Genomic DNA, 21,862 nt, shown 5'->3' with positions numbered 1-21,862 from the left:
GGTTTATGCGTACCTTCCTGTGTTGACCTGAAAGTTTGTCAGGTACGACTCGTAGAGGCGCACGGTGTCGATACCGCTGGGCAGAAGGCCCGCGACGTGCTGGAACTGACGACGGTCGTCGGTGATGATGTAAATGAGGTCCGGGCGCTTGTCCTCGACCTCGGCGATGAAGTCGTCGAGGTAGTCGAGCGACTCAATAACGCCGTAGTAGGCGGAGACGCCGTAGCCCCTGTCGGTGAGGTCGTCGATGACCGGTCCTTGTTGGCCCGCGCGCAGCCACAGCAGGGGAGCGATACGGCTAAACCCGCGCGCGAGTTGGATAGCCAGCGGGTCCTCGTAGGTGAGCGTGAAGAACTTGGCGTTGGCTCGCATGCCGTCAGAAAAATCCGAACCGTCTTCACGGCGGCCGGTGATTATCGTTCGGGTACGTGGCTTAGTGACGTATTCGTAGACACCCTGGGATTCCCACTCGACGTCACCCTTGCGCAGACCGTCTTTGGTCATCGCGGCAGCCTGTTTCTTACCGACCTCGTTGTTGGTCACGACAATCGCGCGACGCTGTGACGAGGAGCGTTGGTTGACGAGCGCGACCGCCTCCAGCGTGGAACCGGAGCCGCCGAAGAAGTCCAGGACCACGCCGTCGCGCGGGGAGCAGACTTCAATCCATTGCGCAAGTACGGTGACGTCCTTCGGATTAGGAAAACGGTTCTCCGCGAACACGCCGCGAACTTCACCCTTGTTGTTCCAATGCAAGTGCCGTGAGCCGTGCGTTCGCTGCCGGTCAAATGCCGACAACAGGACAGTCCCGGAAGTCTGTTCCAGGGGTTGCTTGAGGCTGACCGGTTTGGTGTGGTCCTTACGAAAAATGACCCGCCCCGCCTCGACCTCTTCCTGCATACGCTCGGAAGTGGAGAAACGCCAACCTCTATCGGGAACAGGCACCGCCTTGCCCGTCACTGGGTGCAAAACGTCGTAGGCCGGACCGCCGCCACCCGGCCAGGTGATGTTGTCATCTCGGCAAAGGGTTCCATCGGGCAGGAAGTAGTTGTATCGCCCGAATGTCTTTCGTACGGGGTCGTCCGAGGGAAATTGCCGGTAGAACGCTCGCATACGCTGCTCTCCGTCCAGTTCCGCGCGTCGAAACAGTTGCTTCTGGTCGTCGGCGGGCAACACCTGGTTAATCGACGTATACACAGCGTCGAAGGCGGTGTTGTCTCCTGCACTCGCTAGGCGTGAGAACTCTGCGCTATCGGAGCCGAACTGTTGCTCAACCGCAGTAAGCCGTGCCTCACGCCAGACCTCGGCGCCCTTCTCAAGTACGGCCTCGTATCCCTCTTTCGGGGCGCGCCAGCGGGCACCTCTCTCCACAATGTCGTCGGCGGTTTCTAAACTGCTCACGTCCGGGGAGTCTTTGACCTTCACGCCCTCCTTAATCCACGCTGTTTTATCCTTGGCGTAGACGAGCATGTAGTCCTCTCCGTTGGAGACGAATCGGGAATCGTTCTTACGACCGCCATTCCATGTGACGTTGGAGAGGAAGTTTGTCTCCCCGAAAATCTGGTCGATGAGCATACGAAGGCGGTGCTGCTGCTCATTGCCGATGGCTACGATAATGACGCCAGTAGGACGCAGAAGGTCCCTCGCAATCCGAAGTCGTCTCTCCATGAAGGCGAGCCACTTCGAGTGGCGGTAGTCATCGGTGGGTTCGATGTAGCGGTCGCTGTAGATCCACTCGTCCTTTCCTGTGTTGTACGGGGGGTCGATGTATATGCAGTCCAGAGAGTTTTTGTGGGTGTAGGTCAACATCTCCAGCGCGTGATAATTCTCCGCGTTAATCACCACATGAGCAGGGTCATCGACGTCCCCACCGTTGACCTCGCCGTCCGGGACCAAGCCGGGGTAGATGGTGTCGTTGAACTCGGCCACGGCGACCAGGTCCTCAACCGGCCGCTCGGTCTCCTCAACCTGCTTATCCGTGCCAATGAACCGAAGAGTTGCGGTGTCGTCGTCTAGGGTCTTCACAGTCCATACTCGCCGGTCCACCTTCGTGGTTTCCCCGCGCGGTGGCAGCATGCGGACCTTCGAGCCGCGGCGGACCTTGCGGCCCGGGAGGTTCACTGACTCTGGTAGGTGGCGCTCGAAAACGAGCCCGAACTTGCGTTGGCTGTTAAGGTCTCGAACCTCGTTTTCGAGGTCTCTAGCGAGGTCCGGGTCGACCGAGCGCGCACGCTCAATCAATTCGGTGAAGTTGGACAACGTCCCACGTCCTTTCATCACGGTATCTCCCCAGCCTACCTTGACCGGTCGACACCACCTCGACAACACACACCGGGTGCTGATGTCACGTCCCCAGGCCACCGCCAAAAGTGGGGGTCTACGGCACCGTTCGAGGTGGTCTACAGACTGCGACACGCCGATGGGCGATTTTTGACGTACAAACGTGAGAACTCAAAATCGTTAATCACGAGGCAATAGTGTCGAGTCTCGGTCAAGCATGTCTGATGGGAACCTGTGCAAGATCGAGGCTGTGTTTTCGTCAACTCATGCTGGAGTTATGGGCATGAACATTTGTACGATTCACGGCCTAGTCGCCCTGGCGCCACAGCGGGCGAGCGCGTGGCCTCCGAAGCCTACGTCTGGGCCACAGGCGGGTGTCGAGCGCGCGCTCCATGACCGCAATGGACTGCACGCTCGGCCAGGTTTCACCCCGCAGGTAACGGTGCAGCGTCTTTTCGCTGATTCCCACGCGCAGCGCGAACTCGGTGTCGCCGCTGACCCAGCCCCGGCGAATCGCGGTATCGAGTTCCGACTGCAACGCGCGAGTGAACTCCCACACCTCCCGATAGGGGGTCTCCAGGTCAGCGGCATCCACTCCCGGCCAGTCGGGGAAACGGCGCTTGGGAACGGGCCACTCGGTCGAGGCCATTTAGCCGAGGAACTCCGGTTTGCTATGTGTCACGTCCCCGGTAGTGCTCGGCCAAATCGGTCGTTCAAGGGTGACCTCCAGGTAGGCGATAAGACGTGCCTGCGGCCAGACGAGACCGCGGGAAAGTCTCGACAGGGTGCTCTTCGGAAGGCCAAGTCGCGCAGACAGGTCAGCCTGGCTGGTGACCCAACCCTCGTTCACGAACTCGTTCACGACCGCGTTCAGGTTGTCGCGCAATTCGGCGGCGACCCGGTAGACGGGGTCGTCGATGTCGGCGGGGGAGAGGCTTACCCAGTTGGGGTGTCTGGTGGCGGGTGCCTCACTTTTAGCGGGCAGTTCGGGCATGGTGTCAGACTACGAGGGACGGACACCATTCCCGCGTATTGCGAGGGGGTGTCGCATGGGCAAACTCGCTGACCGTTACGCATGGGCTGACAAGGTCGCCCGGTCGTACACGCCTACCAAAACTCACGTCAATCTCGATGTATGGGACCACATACGTGACAACGTCGTCGAAATTTCGACCCGTTACTTTGAGGAGTCCCGCTGTGTTCCCGACTCAATGAACCGGGCGGACATCTCGTTTGAGCCGACCGTCTACCAAACGATGAGGGTTATCGCGGCACTTATGGGGTCCGGGTATGAGCAGGGTCGAACCTCCCCGGGAGAGGTCTTTAACGAGCGGTTCATTCTCTGGTACTTGAACAACTCGGGGATTACCGTGAATCTGCAACGGTCCACCCGAAAATACGCGATTCTCATTTGCGAAGAACTCTTTCCGGGTGTGAATCTGGAGGAAATTCGGGACTTCAAGACCCCCTCCCACAAGCGACTCCCGACGTACACCTCGGACGAGGTTTTAGAGTTTCGTCAAGTTGGTTTGGAAATTGGGCCTGAAAGCCGTCGCGTCCCGTATCTCGGTGCGCTCGCGCTCACGCTGGGTGCTGGGTTCAACCTCAAGGACATGCTCGCGGCTCGCGGGGCCGACTTCGCTAGGACGGACGGGATACTTACCGCGACCGTCACCGATGATTACACCCGCGTCGTGCCGGTTGCGCGGTCCTGGACCGACGACCTCCTGGCTCTCGTGGACGGTGTCGGTCCCGAAGAATATGTTTTCTACCACGGAGTTGAGGAGTACAAGCGCCGCGGCAGGCTCAAGGTTCCCCGGCTCACGCGCCACTATAAGGGTGACCGGGGTATTCCGAGGTTTACAACTCTCCGCAACACCTGGCTCGCAGGCTTAATCAACGAGGGGCTTGACTACGAAACCATCGCCTACCTGGCTGGTTTCCCAAACACCGAGTCTGTCGCTCACGCCGCTTACCGATTGGAGCAAGCCGGACCGCGTGACCCGAGGCGGGAACCCCTCGACCCGTTCATGGCGAACCGGGTTGCCAACTTGCGCTCGGGGGTGGGTCTCTAATGCGGCGTTGCAGGTTCCCGCACGCGGTTGGGGGTACACGGATTCCGAGAGGTTGCCTACAGGCAACCGTGACGGTTGAATCGCGCGTAAGAGTTGCGTACACGCAACCACCTGTCATGCACACCCCCGCGCGGTCTGACTCCACAATTAAGGCCGGGCGACTACCCGGCACTACGGGCTACTTCCTGGTGCCACGAAGCGAGTTTGCCGTGCTCGTTTACACGCACTACCGGCCCGCTCACCTCCACTGGGACTACTGGGACGAGATTCGATTCTTCGTCACGAAAGCGGTCTCCACCGTTTTGAACAACGAGGACGACGAGGACGACGAGGACGACGTTGTCCGCCGCTACATGCGGGTCTTCGCCTGGTTTTGCTACGACATGCACACCACCTCGGCGGGCGCGAACTGACCTACGAGTCGCTGCTGACGCGGGCGAATATCAACTACCACGTCGGGCACTACCTCAACGACAAGTCCGACAACGTCCGCGGAGCCTCGCGCGGTGTCCTAGAAGCACTTGCCCGAGCACTCAACCCGGATTGGGACGGCGACGACGGCAAGCGCCGATTCGGTGACTCCACGGCGGTCGCACCGTACACCCCGGACGAACTCGCGCTGGTCCGCAAATTCCCGGTGGCGCAGACGAACAAGGACCGCGTCGACAAAGCCCGTGTCCTGCTCGGGCTCACTCTCGGGGCAGGTCTGCGCCACTGCGAGGTTGAGGGCCTGCGCTACTGCGACGTTCGCGCCATTGGCGACACGCTGTGCGTGTACCCGTCCGGCTACCGGGGAGCGCCCGTGCGCGAGGTCCCGGTAAGCCACAAGTACGACGAGTGGTTGTCGTACTACGTCCAGATTCTCTCGGAGAACTTTCCGGCGCAGCGGGGTTTTCTTTTTGCTCCAGGCCGGGAGGTAGCGGACTCGGGCGTACTGCGCATGTTCCTGCGTAGAGCCGGGAAAGTCGGCGTGCCTATCCGTCCGGGTCAACTACGGGCTACCTGGATTGTCGACCACATGCAGGCGGGAGTGCCGGATTCGGTCATCTGCGCTGCCGCTGGTCTGCAAGACCTCCAGCACTACAAGCGTTACCGCCCGCCTGCGACCGGTGAACAGGCTCGGCGGCTCCTCGCGGGACCAGGTGGACCACAACCACTTCGACTCGTTTAACAGCACATTCGTTGTCCCCTGACTAAACCGAGAGGAGGTGAAGCACATGACCTACCGTGTCGCCAACCGTGACGTGTTCGAGGCCCTATCTGGCGACCTCGGCCTCGCACCCGACTACACGAGCGAGCGGGTCGCCGGTCGAAAATCGCTCTACCGAATTGACGCCTCCAAGGTGCGTCATGCGCTCCGCCTCTACCGCTCCTCGGACCTTCCACGGCTACTTGAAACGTGGCGCCGGGAGGACAACGAACTCACCAACCCCCGCGGTGCCGGGCCAAAACAGATTTTCAGCGACGAGGTTGTTCTCACACTGCTGCTCGTCCTCGCCCGCGACGGCAGGCCGATGTACCTCTCGACTCTCGCCGACCTGTTCGTGGACGGCGGGATTACCGACAATGCCATCGACGTGCTGGGGCTTACGGATAAAGCGACGCTTATCCGTGGGTTATCAAAGCGCAAAGACCGGCAGGAACAGAAGCGTGCCTGGTACGACCCGCTTTGGTACACATCGAAAACCGTTCGCAATCTCATCGACCCGTTCTGGGATATTCCCCGACAGCACCGACTCGTCAAGGCGGAGTTCGACCAGCGTGCCGGGGGACATGACGGAATTATCAGTCAGCGAGCACTTCGTCTCATTGCCCAGCGCGACGGCGAAACATTCACCGAGGCGCTCAACCGCCGCAGGGAAGTACACCGGGTGCGTGCGCTGGAGTTCGGCAATGCTCTTGCGCGAGCAAGCCACCTAGAGGTCAGTGACGAACTCTGGCAAACCTGGGACGGCTCCATCTCCCTCGACGCGACTCCAATCCGCGCACCCGGCCGACCCAACCCCAGGAACGCGCCTGAACACATGCACCGGAAGATGGGCTCCAACTTCGAGGCCGGTTGGTACAACAAGGAGAAAATCGTCAACGGCCTGGACGTTACGAAACGGCTCTGGGCGTACGAGGCGACCCTCGCAGTGGCGGTCGGCGGGGGATTCTCCGGCGAGGGTACCGTGCCAGGGCTCATCATGGGAATGAGTTTTGAAAAGCCCCACGTCCGTCCCGGCACCATCGGTATCGAGGCGCTCCGGTGGCTCATGGACGACCCGGACGTACCCAAGGGCTACCTCCTGTCGGACCGCGCGTATGTTCCGCAGCCGAAAGCGAAAGACTTCCAACTGCCGGTGCGCTGGGCGGGATACAAGATTGTCGCCGACCAGCGCAGCGACCAGTCAGATATCCAGTACGTCGACCCGTCGGGCGCGACCCTGGTGGACGGAAAGTTCCACTGCCCGCTAGTGCGCTACCTGGAGCACGGGATTGACCCCCGCGGCGACCTGCGAGACGGGGAGATTGACGACGACCAGTTCGAGCGCGTCATCGAGCAACGTCGACTCCTCGAACTGCGCCCAAAGGGCGGCATAGACCAAAACGGCAATCAGAAAATGATGTGTCCCGCAAAGGGGTCCGGCGCTCATGTGGTCTGTCCTTTTGTGAAGCGTCGCCACGTCAACGACCCGAACGGCTGGCCCATCGACCACCTTGTCGCCAAGGCCCGCAAGGCGAAAGACCCATCGTTGACAACCAGCCCCGCTGCTGCACAAACGTGTCGAGCGTGACCGTGCCGGTAAGAATCCCGGTGGAGCAAGCCCAGGACTCGACCGACCCACTCACTAGGGCAATGAAGTTCGTCCAGGACGGACCTGCGGTGTACTCGAAGCAGTGGGCCGAAATCTACGTTCGGCGCAATTCTGTCGAGTCCGTCAACGGCACACTCAAAGGTCCCCTCGGTGCGTTCATCGACGACCCAAGGACCCGGCTCATGCGAGGCTGGGCCTCGCAGTTCTTCTTGACGGCCTTTGCCGTGGCGGGCACGAATCACCGACTCATTGTCAGCAGTGCGAAGGACGACGTTTTCGACCGCGGCCCGGACCCGAAGCGTCCCGAGCCGCCGAAGCGCCGGAGGTTCGTCTCCGAGTACGAGGACGACGATTCAGACCTCGACTTCTACAAGAACCGTCGAACGAGGGGACCGGACCTCGTCCCCGGCGTAGCCTAGACCGACCGCAGATATGCGCTCGGTCTACTCGTCGTGGTGAAGCGTCGAAAAGGGACGTGAAGTCGAACAGATGAACGGCCCCGGTTCCTCATTCTTGAGGCTCCGGGGCCGTTTTCGTGCCGTTCATCGGCGCTGGTAGCCCGACGGTCGGCGCGGAGGGGTTTGGAGTTTAATTATCCGAACGAACATCGTCCAAATGTCCGAAACCCCCAGCGGTGAATGTGTCCCCGACAGGGATCGAACCTGCGACCTTCGGTACCGGAAACCGATGCTCTAATCCGCTGAGCTACGGAGACATCGCTGGGAAAATTCCCAACGATGTGATTTTAGCGCATGGGTTGGCGGGGGACTAAATCAACCCGGGGGCGTCGGCAGTAGTGGCTTCGCCGGTGCGCAGGTAGTGCACGCCGATGTCATCAACGACCTTATTCTTAGAGGCAAAGTGGCCATGACCAGGACCATGGACGGTGACCACGCGCGACTGCATCGGCTTCGAGAGGCTGGTGTGGTACTGATACGGTGTTTGTGGGTCGCCCGTAGCCTGGATCTGGAGGGGCTTGGTGGCCAGCTTGGAGCCGTCGAGAGGCGCCTGGCCCGTGATCGGCGCGCGGCCACCGCAGCCCGCGCCGGAGCCGTAGAGGGAATTGATGAGGGTGAAGGGATCAGCACTGACGAAGTTGGTCCACAGATAGCTCGGGTATAGCAGCGGATTGCCGGGCACGGTGTTTTCATTGCAGACGATGAGGTTTTGCATATTCATCGCTTGAGCGACGGACTCTTGATGTTTGCGCAGTGCCTCCGAGTCGGGCTGCTCAGCATCCATGGGCTCGATGCCGTTTAGGTGCTTGGCAAAGGCGTCCCACTGCGCAGGAACCGGAACGAGGATTCGTGTCATGTTCAATAGCGGGGAGGCTACCTGCACAGCGTTGGGGTTTTGAATTTTTTGGCTGAGGAACTCCGCCTGCACGCGCAGTGGGCCGGTGGCGGTCATAATGTCCGCACCAGGCTGACCAGCAAACTCGAGGCCTGGAGGCAGGTCACCAATCTTGGCGTTCGGTGGCAAAACTGTGGGGCGAACGCCGGCCTCGCGGGCTACCTTCTGTGACCATTTTTCATAGACCTGCAGCGGGGTGGTGCCGAGGTGGTACTTGGCGTCATTTTTGGCAATAAACCCGAAGAGATCGTGCAGTCCCTTTTCATAGCCACGCTGTTGCGAAGCAAAGATGCCATTCCACGCCAGTGTGGGGCTCATGCCCGAATCCAGCAAGACCTTGCCGGTGTGCTCTGGATACTTGGTGGCGTAGGCGGAGCCGAGATAGGTGCCATAGGAGGTACCGGCGATGTCAATCTTTTCCTCGCCCAAGGCGCGGCGCACCATTTCCCAATCTTGCAGGGTATTCGCAGTGGTCAGTGAGTTGGTATAGCCCGGAGTGTTCTTTTCACAGGCATCGCGGGTGAGCTTTCCTACTTGGAGGCTGCCTTGGATCGGATCGCTGGTGGCCGTGGCATCGCACTTAACTGGGGTGGAGCCCGGTAGGCCACGCGGTTGTACGCCGATGGTGTCCCACTCATCGCGCACGGCCTGCGGCCACGGAACAGCGGTATTTCCAGCCCACATATAGGCATCACCACTTGGGCCACCAGGGTTGGTAAACAGCGCGCCACGACGGGCGCCTGGGTTGGCGGCGGGAACGCGCACGAAGCCGACGCTAATGGTGCCGGCATCAGGGTTGTCGTAGTACGTAGGGACCTCGATGCGGCCACACTCGGCGCTGTCGATGTTCACCTGCTCTGGGCAGTCTTCCCAGGAAATGGCGGGCTTGGTGTCTTGTGGCGCGGCCATGGCAATCGGTGCAGTAACACCAATGGCGACCGCAGCAGCACCGAGCGTGGCCGCAAGTTTAGAAGAAAAAGAAAGCATAGGTTAGGTCTCCAGAATAAAAATTATTGGTAGACCTAGCCTATGCTTTCTTGATGCCTTTGGCATCATATTCACAGTAGGTGGGTGCCCTCATTGGCCGGAGCGGGTGAGGGGCTACGCAGAGCTACTTGACGATGAGAACGATAAGGTCACGCGGGCCGTGTACGCCCTCGACGCGAGCGAGCTCGATATCAGAGGTAGCGGACGGGCCGGAGATCCAGGTTGCGGGCTTTTCCGGGTTCATACGGGAGATGACCTCGGGGATGCCGTAGACGATCTCATCCTGGTGGACAATGCACAGGTGGCGATCCGGAACCAGGGTGAGCGCGCGACGGCCGCAACGCTCATCAGACTGGAGCACGATGGTGCCGGTCTGGGCGGAGGTGACGTGGGAATAAGTGACCACAGCGTCGGTCTCGTTCAGTGTGCGCGGATCGACAGATTTATCATCTGGCTTGGCGTCGAACCCTTCGAAGAGGCTGGCATCCAGGCCCTCAGCGTAGCGGATGTCATCGCACTTGCGGTCATTGAGGATCTTGGCGATGGCTTTCTTTAGCTCGCCTTCCTCGGTGACGTGCACCTCGGCCTTGTAATCCTCGAGTCGGTCAATGAGCATATTGCGCAGCTCGTCCGCGTTCAGGGTGCCCTCGTGGTGGTAGTCACGCGGGGCATCAACGTGGTCGGGGAGACCAGCCTGCTTCTGAGCGGAGCGGATGCGGCTTAGGATTTCCTGCTTTGCGTTCACTTTTGGGACTCCTCACGGGCCTCGGCAAGAAGCTCCTTGCCTTCTTCGGACTCGAACCACTGGCGGAAGGACTTCTTTGGCGGAACCGCGGTATCGCGGCCTTCGGACCAACCGGACATAAACAGTGGCAGGGATTCGATGGTCTTGTTGGTGCCACCCAAGATGCGGCCCAAGGCGACCATGTGGGTTGCCTTGTTCCACAGCTTCGGGTTGCTCCACAGCAGCTGAATGGTCTTGAAGAGCTTCGGCTCGATTGGTGGGGTGGCGTGGGTGACCTTCTGGTGGCGGTTTTCCAAAATGACGTCGGAAAGCGGAATCTTCACCGGGCACACCTCGTCGCAGCGGCCGCACAGGGAGCACGCATAAGGCAGGCTGGCGGAAGGATCGTTGTGGTCCTTCATACCGGTCAGCTGCGGCGTCAGGGAAATGCCGATCGGGCCAGGGTAGACGGAGCCGTAGGCGTGGCCGCCGGCGCGCTCGTAGACCGGGCAAACATTCAGGCAAGCCGAGCAACGGATGCACTTAAGGGCCTGGTGGCCAATCGGGGAGGACAGGGCCGCGGTACGGCCGTTATCCAGCAGCACCACGTGGAAGTTCTCCGGGCCATCGCCCTCAGTAACGCCGGACCACATGGAGGTGTATGGGTTCATACGCTCCGCGGTGGAAGACCGTGGCAGCAGCTGGAGGAAGACCTCCAAGTCCTGGAAGGTTGGCACCAGCTTCTCAATGCCCATGACGGTAATGAGGGTCTCTGGCAGGGTCAGGCACATGCGGCCATTGCCCTCGGACTCCACGATGTTGATGGTGCCGGTTTCTGCCACGCCGAAGTTGGCGCCGGAAATGGCAACCTTTGCCTGCATGAACTGCTCGCGCAGGAACTGGCGGGAAGCCTCAGCCAACTCTGCCGGCTCTGCCTGCAGGGAGTCATCGGTATTTGGCATCTTGTTGACGAAGATATCGCGGATCTCCGCGCGGTTGCGGTGGATAGCCGGAACCAGAATGTGGGAGGGCTTGTCTTCACCTAGCTGCACGATGAGCTCTGCGAGGTCGGTCTCGCGAGCGTTGATGCCCGCTGCCTCCAGGTGCTCGTTCATGCCGATTTCCTGGGTGGCCATGGACTTAACCTTGACCACATCGGTCTCGCCGGTGGCGCGAATCAGACCTTCGATGATCTGGTTGGCTTCCTTGGCATCGCGTGCCCAGTGGACAACGCCGCCGCGAGCCTTGACTGCCTCTTCGAACTGCTCGAGCAGTTCGGGCATGCGAGCGGCAACATCTTCCTTGATGGCGGAACCTGCAGCGCGCAGCTCCTGCCAATCGTCCAGCTCTTCTACAGCGTTGGAGCGCTTTTCACGAATAGTGGTGGTAGCGTGCTGCAGGTTGTGGCGCTGGGTGGCGTTATTCAGGCCAACGTGTGCCAGGGGAACAAAGGCCTTGCTGCCGCGCAGGTTGCCGTAGCCTTCCGGCGCGCGCGGTGGGGTGGTATCGAGGAAAGAGGTCATTAGAGCATCGTCTCCTTGGAGTAGGCGGCGGAGGTAGGAGTCCATGGGTGCTCCTTGGTAGAAGCCAAGATCTCAGCCATGTGAACGGCGCGGATACCGGAACGCTGGCGGCTCAGGGCACCACCGATGTTCATCAGGCAGGAAGAGTCACCGCCGGTGACGTATTCAGCCTCGGTTTCCTTAACGTGGCGAGTCTTATCGGTGACCATCGCGCGGGATACCTCTGCGTTCTTAATGGCAAAGGTGCCGCCGAAGCCACAGCATTCTTCCTTATTAGGAAGGGTGACCAGTTCGATGCCTTCGACTTCCTGCAGTAGCTGCAGTGGGCGGTCGCCCAGCTTCAAGAAGCGCAGGCCGTGGCAGGAAGGGTGGTAGGTCACGCGGTGTGGGAAGAATGCCCCCACATTGGTAACGCCTTCTACGTCTACCAGGAATTCCGGCAGGTCCAGGGTCTTCTGGGTGGTCTTGCGGGCGCCGTCGACGTCGGCGGAGTTGCCGTAACGGTCGGCGATGCGCTCGTGCTGCTCACGAACGGCACCCACGCAGGAACCAGAGGCAGCAACAACGTAGTCAATGGAAGGATCTGCGAAGGCATCCGCATAGGAGCGGATCATGCCCAGGGTTTCCTTCTGGTAGCCGGTATTAATGTGCATCTGGCCGCAGCAGGTCTGTTCCTCCGGGAAGACCACCTCGTGGCCCAAGCGGGAGAGAACCAATGCCGTTGCTTTTTGTACGTCCGGGAAAAGGGCGTCACCAATGCAAGTGGAAAATAGCGCAATGCGCATACGGTGCTCCTCGTTGATTTTTTACATGGGGGATAGACACAACCCTACTACCTTTAAGCAGTACGTGCGTAATGCGTCCCTTTGTTGACCAGCAATTATTTCGCAATATCAATGTTGCAAAAAGTTGCTATCAAACGTTTGGCCTGCAACGGGGAATATTCTGGCGCGGCCTTTTTCACACTTGACTTTTCAGTCCACTAGAATCGTGCGACATGACACCAGCTGATTTGGCCACATTGATTAAAGAAACTGCCGTTAAGGTCATGGAAAGCCATGAGCTTGATTCTTCCGTTTTGCCGGAAACGGTAACCGTAGAACGCCCACGTAATCCTGAGCACGGCGACTACGCCACCAACGTGGCGTTGCAGGTGGCCAAGAAGGCCGGCGCAAACCCGCGCGAGCTGGGAGGCTGGTTGGCAGAGGCCTTGGCAGACAATGATGCCGTTGCAGAGGCCGACATTGCCGGCCCTGGTTTCATTAATATCCGCCTTGCTGCCGACGCCCAAGGCGAGATCGTCGCGCAGATCCTTCGCGCCGGCACGAAGTACGGCTCTAACGAATCCTTTGCGGGTAAGAAGGTTAACCTGGAGTTTGTCTCCGCTAACCCCACCGGCCCGATCCACCTCGGCGGTACCCGTTGGGCGGCCGTGGGTGATTCCTTGGGCCGTGTGCTGGAGGCGTCTGGCGCTGAGGTGACCCGCGAGTATTACTTCAATGACCATGGTGGCCAGATTGACCGTTTCTCCCGTTCCCTCGTGGCTGCCGCGAAGGGCGAGCCTACTCCGGAGGATGGCTACGGCGGAGCCTATATCCAGGACATCGCTAAGGCCGTGGTGGAGAAGAACCCATCCGCGCTAGAGGGCAGCGACGAAGAGGTCCAGGAGGCTTTCCGCGCAGACGGCGTGGAGATGATGTTTGCGCAGATCAAGCAGTCCCTGCACGAGTTCGGCGTGGATTTTGATGTCTACTTCCACGAAAACTCCCTCTTTGAATCCGGTGCAGTGGATGCCGCGTTGGAAAAGCTCAAGGCCGAAGGCCATATGTACGAGGCTGAGAACGCATGGTGGCTCAAGTCCACCGATTATGGCGACTCCAAGGATCGCGTGGTGGTTAAGTCCGATGGCAATGCAGCTTATATTGCAGGTGACATCGCCTACGTGGCCGATAAGTTCGACCGCGGCCACGATTTGAATATCTACATGCTGGGTGCTGACCACCACGGCTACGTGCCGCGCTTGAAGGCTGCCGCAGCGGCCTTGGGATACAACGCCGACGCCGTCGAGGTGCTCATCGGCCAGCTGGTTAACCTCATGCGTGATGGTAAGCCAGTGCGCATGTCTAAGCGTGCGGGCACGGTCATCACTATGGAGGATCTCGTGGCTGCCATCGGTGTGGACGCCTCCCGTTATTCCCTGGTGCGTTCATCTGTGGACCAGAGCATCGATATTGACTTGGGCCTGTGGGAATCCCAGTCCTCCGATAACCCCGTCTACTACGTGCAATACGGCCACGCCCGCCTGTGCTCCATCGGCCGCAAGGCAGCCGAGCTGGGCATCGATTCGGACGGTGCAGACCTCTCCTTGCTCACCCATGATCGCGAGGGCGACCTCATCCGCACCCTGGGCGAGTTCCCGGCCGTGTTGGAAGAAGCCGCGCAGCTGCGCGAGCCGCACCGCATCGCCCGCTATGCCGAGGACCTCGCTGCGGTCTTCCACCGTTTCTATGACTCCTGCCAGGTCCTTCCCAAGGCTGGCGAGGACGAAGCTCCTATTCACGGTGCCCGCCTCGCGTTGGCGCAAGCCTCCCGCGTGGTCTTGGCCAATGCCTTGACCATGGTGGGCGTAAGCACCCCGGAGAAGATGTAAGTGGCGGATTTCAATGAGCTGCCGGCTCACGTCTGGCCGCGCAATGCCCAGCGCGAGGAAGACGGCGTAGTAACCATTGCTGGCGTTCCGCTGCCGGATTTGGCGGAGGAATTCCAGACCCCGCTCTATGTCTTCGACGAAGATGACTTCCGGTCCCGCTGCCAAGACATGGCCCGCGCGTTCGGTGGACCCGAGCACGTGCACTATGCCTCCAAGGCCTTCATCTCAAAGAAGATCGTGAACTGGGTCAATGAGGAAGGCCTGTGCTTGGATGCGGCCTCTCTCAATGAGCTCAAGATTGCCTTGGCCGCAGAGTTTCCGGCCGAGCGCATCACCACGCACGGCAACAATAAGGACGATGAATACCTGCGATTGTGTGTAGACGCCGGCGTGGGCCACGTGGTCATTGATAACGATCTCGAGCTGGAAGAACTCAATCGCATTGCGGGCGAGGCCGGCAAGGTCCAGCCGGTGATGATCCGCGTCAAGCCGGGTGTTGATGCGCATACGCACGAATTCATCGCCACGGCGCATGAGGACCAAAAGTTCGGCATTTCGCTCGCCACGGGCGCGGCCTTTGCTGCGGCCAAGCGTTGCTTGGAGGCGGATAACCTGCACCTGAGCGGCCTGCACTGCCACGTGGGATCCCAGGTCTTTAATGCGGAGGGCTTCAAACTTGCCGCGGAGCGCGTCATGGGGTTGTACCGCCAGATTTATACCGAGCTGGGCGTGACGTTGGAAGAGCTCGATCTGGGCGGCGGCTTTGGTATTCCCTATATGCCTTATGAGGAGGCGCTGGATATCGAGCGCGTGGCCGGCGATATGCTCGGCGCGGTCAAGCACACCGCAGAGGAGTTGGGCATTGAGGCGCCCTTCCTCTTGGTTGAGCCTGGTCGCTCCTTGGTTGCCGGCTCTGCGGTGACCGTCTACCGCGTGGGTACCGTCAAGGATGTAGAAACTGGCAAGTCAGATCTGCCGCTGCGTCGCTATATCTCCGTCGATGGTGGAATGTCAGATAATATCAGGCCAGCGCTCTACGGTTCGGCCTATGATGTGCGGGTGGTCAACCGCTTTAGCGATGGGGAAGAGGTGCCCTCCCGCGTGGTGGGCTTCCATTGCGAGTCCGGCGATATTCTCCTTGAGGACGGCGAGCTACCCAATGATATCCAGCCGGGAGACTTGATCGCCTTTGCGGCGACTGGCGGCTACCAGTACATGATGTCCTCGCGCTATAACGGTGCGGTGCGCCCGGCGGTCGTCGCCACGCGCGTAGGCGAGACCAAGCCTATGCTGCGCCGCGAGACCATCGAGGATCTTCTTTCCCTCGAAGTGGACTAGCCCGGCTACTCGGTCCCCGTCACAGCGCCTAATTTAATTCAGGCCCTGTGACGGGGGATTTTCTATCTATAGACCCATTTACGGCGAAAGTAGACAGCTTGTTCTGTATAGTGTCCTGTATCCGCAATTAGCGGGCACAACACCTTTACCCCCAAACCGCACAATGGAGACGGATTATGGCTGCATCTACTAGCGAGCTTCAGGCACACAAGCATTCCGGCAAGGGCGAGGGCGAGACCGTTGGCATCGCCCTGCTGGGCTTTGGCACCGTGGGTGCTGAGGTCTTCCGTCTGCTGGGAGAAAATGCTGATGCCTTTGCTCATCGCATCGGTGGTCCAGCCGAGATTCGCGGCATAGCCATCCAAAATAAGAATAAGCTGCGCCCAGGCGTGCCCCAGGAGCTTTTGACCGATGACGCCAAGGCGCTTGTCGCCCGCGATGATATCGACCTCGTGGTTGAGGTAATCGGCGGTATTGACTTCCCGCGCGAGCTGGTGCTCGCCGCACTTAATTCGGGAAAGTCCGTGGTGACCGCCAACAAGGCCCTAGTGGCCGCGCATGCTGACGAGTTGGCGGAAGCCGCCGACCGCGCCGGCGTAGATCTTTACTTCGAGGCTGCCGTGGCCGCTGCCATCCCAGTGGTAGGCATGCTGCGCCGGTCCTTGGCTGGCGATCAGGTAGAGCGCATCTCCGGCATCGTCAATGGCACCACCAACTTTATCCTGGACGCGATGGAGTCCACGGGCGCTTCCTATGACGAGGCGCTGGCAGAGGCTACCCGCCTAGGCTATGCCGAGGCCGATCCCACCGCGGATGTAGAGGGCCACGACGCCGCTTCTAAGGCCGCCATCATGGCGTCTTTGGGCTTTCACACCCGAGTGAAGTTCGAGGACGTCCATTGCGAGGGCATCACCAAGGTCACCGCCGCGGATATCGCCGCGGCAAATGATGCCGGCTATTCCATCAAGCTACTGGCCATTTGCGAGCGCCTCCAGCGTGCCGATGGCTCCGAGGCGGTCAATGCCCGAGTGCACCCCACCTTGGTGCCTAAGGAGCACCCGTTGGCTTCCGTGAGCGAGTCTTATAATGCCATCTTCGTTGAGGCAGAGGCCGCAGGTTCCCTGATGTTCTACGGCAACGGCGCGGGCGGCAATCCTACGGCGTCTGCCGTGCTTGGCGACGTCGTCGGGGCAGCCCGCAATATCGTCCACGGCGGTCGCGCACCGGGCGAGAATACCTATGCCAACCTGCCTATCGCAGACTTCGGTGAGGTAGAAACCCGCTACCACATCGATATGGAAGTCCAAGACCGCACCGGTGTGCTGGCCGCCATCTCCGCTGTCTTTGCCGACAATGACGTTTCCCTGCGCACCGTGCGCCAAGAAGACGGCGCGGACACCGCCCGCCTCATCGTGGTCACCCATGCCGCAAAGGAGGCCACCTTGGATACCATTGTGGCTGCTTTGGGCGAGCTCGAAGAGGTCAAGGCTGTTCATTCCGTAATCCGCCTCGGCAGCTAGCCCAGAGCAATAGACTGGACAGCTATGAGTATCGAAGTTGAAGTCGGCACCAAGGCAATTGTGACCGTTCCTGCCTCCACAGCGAACCTTGGCCCAGGATATGACACCTTGGGCATGGCGCTGAGCCTGTATGACACGGTCGAGGTAGAGGTCACCACCTCGGGCCTTGTGGTGGAGATTTTCGGCGAGGGTGCAGAAGACCTGCCGCGCGATGGCTCCCATTTGGTGGTCAAGGCGATTCGCTCCGCACTCTCGGCGGCCGACGCCACCGTGCCGGGCCTGCGCGTGGTCTCGCATAATACTATCCCGCAGTCGCGCGGCCTGGGCTCTTCCGCTTCCGCGGCAGTGGCAGGCGTGGCCGCCGGCAATGCGCTGGGGGGAAGCCCCCTGACCCAGGAGCAGGTGGTGCAGCTTTCTTCCGCCTTTGAGGGCCATCCCGATAATGCCGCCGCCTCCGTGTTGGGCGACGCCGTGGTGTCGTGGACAAATGTCCCCGTCGACGGCCATTCTTTGCCGGACTACCGCGCCGCGTCCATCAAGGTGCACGAAGATATCCGCGCCACCGCGCTCGTGCCAGATTTCCATGCCTCCACCCAGGCGGTGCGCCGCGTCCTGCCGTCGCACGTGACGCATTCGGATGCGGCGTTCAACGTCTCGCGCACCGCGGTCCAGGTGGCGGCGTTGCAGAACTACCCGGATCTCCTGTGGGAGGGAACCCGCGATCGCCTGCATCAGCCGTACCGTGCGGATGTGCTTCCAGTGACCGCGGAGTGGGTGAACCGCCTGCGCAATCGCGGCTATGCGGCCTACCTATCCGGCGCCGGCCCCACCGTGATGGTGCTGCACACCGACGACATCGATGAGGGCATTCTTGCCGACGCCCGCGAGCACAACCTCCGCGTCATCGATCTCACCGTCGCCGGCCCCGTCAGGGTGGAGCTTACGCAGGCTTAATCTTTAGCCGGCACACGTTGTGAGGCTGGCGCGGCACCAAGTTAATGATGGTGTCTTCATCGCTGGTTTCTTGCAGGAAGCCAGCGTGTACCGCACACAGGAACGGCGAAGGCGCAAGACCCGAAGAGACAAACGGGCAGGCATGGAGCTCGATGTCGGTTGAATCAGGCTTGGTGGCAGGATCAAAGCCCATATCGCGCAGGGTGGCAAAGAGCGTATCGAGCGCGCCATCGGAGGCTTCGGCACCTGCGGCGCGCGCCCAGCGTCGCCCGATCTCGAGGGCCTTGGCCGAGGCGGCGTCATCAAGCTCTTCCTTATCCGCTAGCATCGTGGTCAGCACTTCCACCAACGTGATGTATTCCTCTGCCACCGCTTTATTATCCGGTACGCGGGCTTGGAAGATGAGGGAGGGGCGCCCGCGGCCCTTACTCGGCGCGGAGACTACGTTGACGGCCCCAGCGTTGACCAGCTCATCGATGTGTCCGCGGGCGGTGTTGACGTGCATGCCTAGTTCCTCGGCGACGGTGCCGGCCTTGGCGCCTTCGGGGTGGCGCTGCACAGCGGTGAGCACCTCGCGCTGCTTGGGCGAGAGGTTGAGGGCCTCCGGAAAGAGTTCGGTGGTGGGCCGGGGAAGTGAATCAGGCATGGTGGAAATCCGCCTTGGGATCTGCGAAAACAGAAATATTAGTTGGGGTGGACAAAAACGTTTGCTTTAGACACTGTTAAGGATACGATGTTACCCACCCCAACGTCTAAAGCGAACTCGCGGTTTATCGGTACGCACGCCTCGTGGCCGCCCAGATCAACGCGCAGCTGCATCGCCGCGAGGCCGGTGGCCTCGATTGCAAGGACTCGCACCGTCCACTGATTGCACGTTTCCTGCGCGGCGCCAATTGTAGCCGCATGCGGGTCAAAGGTCACCGCCACCTTCTGGCCGGGCGCAAGAGGCGCATGCTCCGTGGCCGCCAGAACGGTAATATCGCCGCACGCGACTTCTACCGCGGACGCGCCGATCTCGGCTACGGTGCCCTCGAGGCGGTTAAGACCCGCTAGCGCCGCAACGAAGCCCGTTGGCGGTGCCTCAAGCAGACGCGCGGTTGCGCCGTGCGCCCGCACTTGGCCGGATTCCATGACCAGTATGTCCCGCGCCAGGTTCGCAATGTCGAGCGCATCATGGGTCACAAGCAGTGTGGTGCGGTCTGCGCGGGCCGCGTGCAAGAAGCGGCGCCACCTCTCGGCCGAATTCACGTCGACTGCGGCCAGGGGCTCGTCCACAATCAACACCGCCGGCCGTGCGGCCAGCGCGCGCACCAGCGCCACGTGGGCGGCTTGGCCGCCGGAGAGGGCGGGAACGGGGACGTCGGCAAGCTCGTGCAATCCCGCTGCCGCCAGGAGCTCCTGCGCACGTACCTTATCGCGGGTGACCATGGCCACCGCCTCCACGGCCGTCGAGCGCGGCGGCAACCCCGGCCGCTGGGTGAGCAAGACGACGTCGGCGCCCTCCGGGGAGACCTCACCGCCGCTCAGACGCCCAGCAATGCGCCCCATGAGCGTGGTTTTACCGGAGCCGTTTGGGCCCACTATGGCGGTAATAGCGCGTGGGGAAAAGTCCGTGCGCACCCCATCGACCTTCACGGAGACGGCCGGAACCTCAGCGGGTTGGGTGAGCTCGCGCAGCTTGTCGACGTCGAAGGTGTGCAACTTCCGCGCCCGCGGTTGGTAGTGCCTCCGCCGCAGGACAGGCAAGCCTGCTAGTGCCAGGCATAGTAATGCCAGGCCGATGAGCAGCGCCGAAAGTACATAAGCGCCGTCCGCGTCGACCTCGCGCTCTAAGTAAATGCCCAGCGGCATGGTGCGGGTAACACCGGGCTGCGAGCCGGCGAAGGTTAGGGTCGTGCCGAATTCGCCTAGGGATCGGGCGAAGGCTAAGCCGGCACCGGTAGCCAAAGCGGGCGCAATAGAAGGCAGGGTGATTTTGCCGAGTATCTCCCAGCGCCCCAAGCCCACGCCGCGCGCAGAGGCGAGGATTTCCTGGTCTAGCTGGCGCAGCGCCGAATCGACCGCCACCACCACAAAGGGCAGCGCCACAAAGGTCTGTGCCATAACGACTCCGGGGAAGGCGAAAGCGAAGTGGATACCTAGGGCGTCGAGAAGCGGGGCCAGATACCCCTTGCGGCCGAAAGCTGCGGTAAGTGCCAAGCCGCCCACCACCGGTGGCATGGCCAGAGGGAGGTAGACCAAGAGGCGTACTACGGCGCTGCCGCGGCCGAGCTGCTGCACCCACAGGGCCAGCCCCAAACCCAGCACGAGCGCAAGGACCATAGATTGGAAGGCGGCTGCCACTGAGATGAGTAGCATGTCTCGGATCTCGTCGCGCGCGAGGTAGTCGCCGATGCGATCCCACGGCACGCGCAGCCCGAGGGCCGCCACCGGAACAATGATGGTGGCTACCGCAATGAGGCCAATAAGGCCGATGAGCAGCGGGGCTTTGGGGCGAAGGGGCTGGGGTGCGGACATAGCCTACTCCGCCCGGGTGAAGCCGCGGTCGCGCCAGGTGGAATCAAAGTCAGTGGCCAAAAGATCTAGGACTTCCTGCGCCTCCTTGGGGTGTTCGGCTTCGGCCGTGACTGCGCCGACGATCTGGTTGGCGAATTTGTCTGCCCCAGGAATGTCCATTACTTCGACATCATCGCCAGCTGCGGCGGCATCGGTGGAATACACCCATCCGGCATCGGCTTCACCCGCGGACACTTTTCCTAAAACGTCCGCTACCTGGCGCTCTTGGGAGGAGGGGTGAACGTCGAGGTGCTTGTCATCGATGATCTGAGAGGAGATATCGCCGCAGGGTACCTGCGGATCACAGAGCACAAAGTGGCGGGCGCGGGAAAGATCCTGCAGCGAGTGAATATTGGCCGGGTTTCCCTTAGGCACCACCATGACCATGACGTTGGTGGCAAGCACCTTAGGTTTGGTGACGGTGCCATCTTTTACTGCTTGGTCCATGGTTTTCTTGGACGCCGTTAGGAGAAGATCTGCTGGGGCGCCCTCGCGCAGCTTGCTCACGAGATCGGAGGAGCCGCCATTGTCAAAGCTCAGATTCATTGGCGGCTCGAGCTGGCCTGCGCGCTGAGTGAGTTTTTCATTGATGACGCGGGTGGAGGACGCAGCCAGGACATTAAGCGTAGGAGCATCCGTGTCCTGGGCGGAGGTCGTTGACGTTGGGGGAGCGCAGGATGTAAGGGCGAATGCGATGGCGGCGAGGAGTGCGGCGGCGCGCTTCTTCATCTGCGGAGGGCTCCTTCTACAGCGGAGAGTGTGACCTATCCAGGATAGCCCTCCGCTCCGCGAAGGTTTAGCTCACGCGGGTGAACTTGATGTGGAAGTCGTTTTCTTCTTCCTTGAGGTAGTCCAGCTCGAATTTTTCCTCGCGAGCCTCGACTTCCTTGAGCAGTGGAACTGGATTATGCGGAGCGATGAGGATCATGGATTCGCCCACGTTGAGGGTGCCCAGCGCGCCATGGATGGCGCCGTGGCGAACGGCGTGCGGAATTTCGGAGGCGTTCAGAGTAGGGATGGAGTGCGGCTTATTGGCATCGGAAATGGGCAGTTGCATGGTTTGTAGTCCTTTCTAAAGGGGTGCGAGTTTCGCTCTGCTAGTAATAT

Annotated in this window: 20 protein-coding genes and 1 tRNA gene; 9 read left to right on the top strand and 12 right to left on the bottom strand. The window is 60.9% G+C overall.

The window, feature by feature from the left end:
* Positions 1-3 precede the first annotated feature (3 nt).
* The 3 genes from QP971_RS00870 to QP971_RS00860 all read right to left on the bottom strand — a co-directional run bounded on the left by QP971_RS00870 (position 4) and on the right by QP971_RS00860 (position 3,271).
* Positions 4-2,256 carry a site-specific DNA-methyltransferase gene (locus QP971_RS00870; RefSeq protein WP_284810558.1) on the bottom strand — a complete coding sequence of 751 codons (2,253 nt, stop codon included), beginning with the start codon at positions 2,254-2,256 and terminating at the stop codon, positions 4-6.
* A gap of 328 nt (positions 2,257-2,584) precedes the next feature.
* Complete coding sequence (locus QP971_RS00865) at positions 2,585-2,836, bottom strand: helix-turn-helix domain-containing protein (RefSeq protein ID WP_284810557.1); 252 nt, start codon at positions 2,834-2,836, stop codon at positions 2,585-2,587.
* A gap of 90 nt (positions 2,837-2,926) precedes the next feature.
* On the bottom strand, positions 2,927-3,271 hold the full coding sequence (locus QP971_RS00860) for a helix-turn-helix domain-containing protein (RefSeq protein WP_284810556.1): 345 nt from the start codon (positions 3,269-3,271) through the stop codon (positions 2,927-2,929).
* 55 nt (positions 3,272-3,326) lie between these two features.
* On the opposite strand from QP971_RS00860, the gene QP971_RS00855 reads away from it, so the two are divergent.
* From QP971_RS00855 to QP971_RS00835, 5 genes are all read left to right on the top strand, one after another.
* The gene (locus QP971_RS00855) at positions 3,327-4,352 is read left to right on the top strand and encodes a hypothetical protein (RefSeq protein ID WP_284810555.1); all 1,026 of its coding nucleotides are present in this window, start codon (positions 3,327-3,329) and stop codon (positions 4,350-4,352) included.
* A 116-nt stretch (positions 4,353-4,468) separates the two neighbouring features.
* On the top strand, positions 4,469-4,765 hold the full coding sequence (locus tag QP971_RS00850; RefSeq protein WP_284810553.1) for a hypothetical protein: 297 nt from the start codon (positions 4,469-4,471) through the stop codon (positions 4,763-4,765).
* Positions 4,726-5,523 (top strand): tyrosine-type recombinase/integrase, encoded by a 798-nt coding sequence (locus QP971_RS00845; RefSeq protein ID WP_284810551.1) that lies wholly within the window; start codon positions 4,726-4,728, stop codon positions 5,521-5,523. Before QP971_RS00850 ends, QP971_RS00845 begins: the two co-directional genes overlap by 40 nt.
* Before the next feature lie 46 nt (positions 5,524-5,569).
* The gene (locus QP971_RS00840) at positions 5,570-7,129 is read left to right on the top strand and encodes a hypothetical protein (RefSeq protein ID WP_284810550.1); all 1,560 of its coding nucleotides are present in this window, start codon (positions 5,570-5,572) and stop codon (positions 7,127-7,129) included.
* Entirely contained in the window at positions 7,126-7,569 is a 444-nt protein-coding gene (locus QP971_RS00835) for a hypothetical protein (RefSeq protein WP_284810548.1), read from the top strand. Before QP971_RS00840 ends, QP971_RS00835 begins: the two co-directional genes overlap by 4 nt.
* A gap of 222 nt (positions 7,570-7,791) precedes the next feature.
* On the opposite strand, the gene QP971_RS00830 is transcribed toward QP971_RS00835, so the two are convergent.
* The 5 genes from QP971_RS00830 to QP971_RS00810 all read right to left on the bottom strand — a co-directional run bounded on the left by QP971_RS00830 (position 7,792) and on the right by QP971_RS00810 (position 12,522).
* Positions 7,792-7,865 (bottom strand) — tRNA-Arg (locus QP971_RS00830).
* Between the two features lie 53 nt (positions 7,866-7,918).
* Positions 7,919-9,490, bottom strand: a complete 1,572-nt coding sequence (locus tag QP971_RS00825; protein WP_284810546.1) for an alpha/beta fold hydrolase — start codon at positions 9,488-9,490, stop codon at positions 7,919-7,921.
* A 124-nt stretch (positions 9,491-9,614) separates the two neighbouring features.
* Entirely contained in the window at positions 9,615-10,235 is a 621-nt protein-coding gene (locus QP971_RS00820) for a LutC/YkgG family protein (protein WP_284810544.1), read from the bottom strand.
* The gene (locus QP971_RS00815) at positions 10,232-11,737 is read right to left on the bottom strand and encodes a lactate utilization protein B (RefSeq protein ID WP_284810644.1); all 1,506 of its coding nucleotides are present in this window, start codon (positions 11,735-11,737) and stop codon (positions 10,232-10,234) included. Before QP971_RS00815 ends, QP971_RS00820 begins: the two co-directional genes overlap by 4 nt.
* The gene (locus QP971_RS00810; protein WP_284810543.1) at positions 11,737-12,522 is read right to left on the bottom strand and encodes a (Fe-S)-binding protein; all 786 of its coding nucleotides are present in this window, start codon (positions 12,520-12,522) and stop codon (positions 11,737-11,739) included. Before QP971_RS00810 ends, QP971_RS00815 begins: the two co-directional genes overlap by 1 nt.
* A gap of 212 nt (positions 12,523-12,734) precedes the next feature.
* Between QP971_RS00810 and argS the strand changes: the two genes are divergently transcribed.
* The 4 genes from argS to thrB all read left to right on the top strand — a co-directional run bounded on the left by argS (position 12,735) and on the right by thrB (position 18,199).
* Positions 12,735-14,387 carry an arginine--tRNA ligase gene (argS, locus tag QP971_RS00805; protein WP_284810542.1) on the top strand — a complete coding sequence of 551 codons (1,653 nt, stop codon included), beginning with the start codon at positions 12,735-12,737 and terminating at the stop codon, positions 14,385-14,387.
* Complete coding sequence (gene lysA, locus QP971_RS00800; protein WP_284810540.1) at positions 14,388-15,725, top strand: diaminopimelate decarboxylase; 1,338 nt, start codon at positions 14,388-14,390, stop codon at positions 15,723-15,725.
* Between the two features lie 176 nt (positions 15,726-15,901).
* Positions 15,902-17,245, top strand: coding sequence for a homoserine dehydrogenase (locus tag QP971_RS00795; protein ID WP_225747109.1), 1,344 nt, complete (start codon positions 15,902-15,904; stop codon positions 17,243-17,245).
* A 24-nt stretch (positions 17,246-17,269) separates the two neighbouring features.
* The gene (thrB, locus tag QP971_RS00790; protein WP_284810539.1) at positions 17,270-18,199 is read left to right on the top strand and encodes a homoserine kinase; all 930 of its coding nucleotides are present in this window, start codon (positions 17,270-17,272) and stop codon (positions 18,197-18,199) included.
* Here the strand turns inward: thrB and QP971_RS00785 are convergent.
* The 4 genes from QP971_RS00785 to QP971_RS00770 form a co-directional block, all read right to left on the bottom strand.
* Complete coding sequence (locus QP971_RS00785) at positions 18,186-18,845, bottom strand: helix-turn-helix transcriptional regulator (RefSeq protein ID WP_284810538.1); 660 nt, start codon at positions 18,843-18,845, stop codon at positions 18,186-18,188. The genes thrB and QP971_RS00785 overlap by 14 nt on opposite strands.
* Before the next feature lie 38 nt (positions 18,846-18,883).
* Positions 18,884-20,716, bottom strand: coding sequence for an ATP-binding cassette domain-containing protein (locus QP971_RS00780; RefSeq protein ID WP_284810537.1), 1,833 nt, complete (start codon positions 20,714-20,716; stop codon positions 18,884-18,886).
* Positions 20,717-20,719: 3 nt separating this feature from the next.
* Entirely contained in the window at positions 20,720-21,484 is a 765-nt protein-coding gene (modA, locus tag QP971_RS00775) for a molybdate ABC transporter substrate-binding protein (protein ID WP_269953372.1), read from the bottom strand.
* 67 nt (positions 21,485-21,551) lie between these two features.
* On the bottom strand, positions 21,552-21,812 hold the full coding sequence (locus tag QP971_RS00770; protein WP_049378366.1) for a DUF2249 domain-containing protein: 261 nt from the start codon (positions 21,810-21,812) through the stop codon (positions 21,552-21,554).
* Between the last annotated feature and the right edge of the window lie 50 nt (positions 21,813-21,862).

It is taken from the genome of Corynebacterium marquesiae (assembly GCF_030229635.1).
Taxonomy (GTDB): Bacteria; Actinomycetota; Actinomycetes; order Mycobacteriales; family Mycobacteriaceae; genus Corynebacterium; species Corynebacterium marquesiae.
The sequence above is the reverse complement of the archived record's forward strand: the minus strand, read 5'-3'. Positions and strand labels throughout refer to the sequence as shown.

What these genes read in the sequence shown, in the direction of transcription:
- QP971_RS00855 (WP_284810555.1), top strand. Translation starts at nt 3,327, where the DNA reads ATGGGCAAACTCGCTGACCGTTACGCATGGGCTGACAAGGTCGCCCGG.
- QP971_RS00825 (WP_284810546.1), bottom strand. Translation starts at nt 9,490, where the DNA reads ATGCTTTCTTTTTCTTCTAAACTTGCGGCCACGCTCGGTGCTGCTGCG.
- QP971_RS00860 (WP_284810556.1), bottom strand. Translation starts at nt 3,271, where the DNA reads ATGCCCGAACTGCCCGCTAAAAGTGAGGCACCCGCCACCAGACACCCC.
- QP971_RS00780 (WP_284810537.1), bottom strand. Translation starts at nt 20,716, where the DNA reads ATGTCCGCACCCCAGCCCCTTCGCCCCAAAGCCCCGCTGCTCATCGGC.
- QP971_RS00795 (WP_225747109.1), top strand. Translation starts at nt 15,902, where the DNA reads ATGGCTGCATCTACTAGCGAGCTTCAGGCACACAAGCATTCCGGCAAG.
- argS (WP_284810542.1), top strand. Translation starts at nt 12,735, where the DNA reads ATGACACCAGCTGATTTGGCCACATTGATTAAAGAAACTGCCGTTAAG.
- thrB (WP_284810539.1), top strand. Translation starts at nt 17,270, where the DNA reads ATGAGTATCGAAGTTGAAGTCGGCACCAAGGCAATTGTGACCGTTCCT.
- QP971_RS00815 (WP_284810644.1), bottom strand. Translation starts at nt 11,737, where the DNA reads ATGACCTCTTTCCTCGATACCACCCCACCGCGCGCGCCGGAAGGCTAC.
- QP971_RS00770 (WP_049378366.1), bottom strand. Translation starts at nt 21,812, where the DNA reads ATGCAACTGCCCATTTCCGATGCCAATAAGCCGCACTCCATCCCTACT.
- modA (WP_269953372.1), bottom strand. Translation starts at nt 21,484, where the DNA reads ATGAAGAAGCGCGCCGCCGCACTCCTCGCCGCCATCGCATTCGCCCTT.
- QP971_RS00850 (WP_284810553.1), top strand. Translation starts at nt 4,469, where the DNA reads ATGCACACCCCCGCGCGGTCTGACTCCACAATTAAGGCCGGGCGACTA.
- QP971_RS00810 (WP_284810543.1), bottom strand. Translation starts at nt 12,522, where the DNA reads ATGCGCATTGCGCTATTTTCCACTTGCATTGGTGACGCCCTTTTCCCG.
- QP971_RS00785 (WP_284810538.1), bottom strand. Translation starts at nt 18,845, where the DNA reads ATGCCTGATTCACTTCCCCGGCCCACCACCGAACTCTTTCCGGAGGCC.
- QP971_RS00840 (WP_284810550.1), top strand. Translation starts at nt 5,570, where the DNA reads ATGACCTACCGTGTCGCCAACCGTGACGTGTTCGAGGCCCTATCTGGC.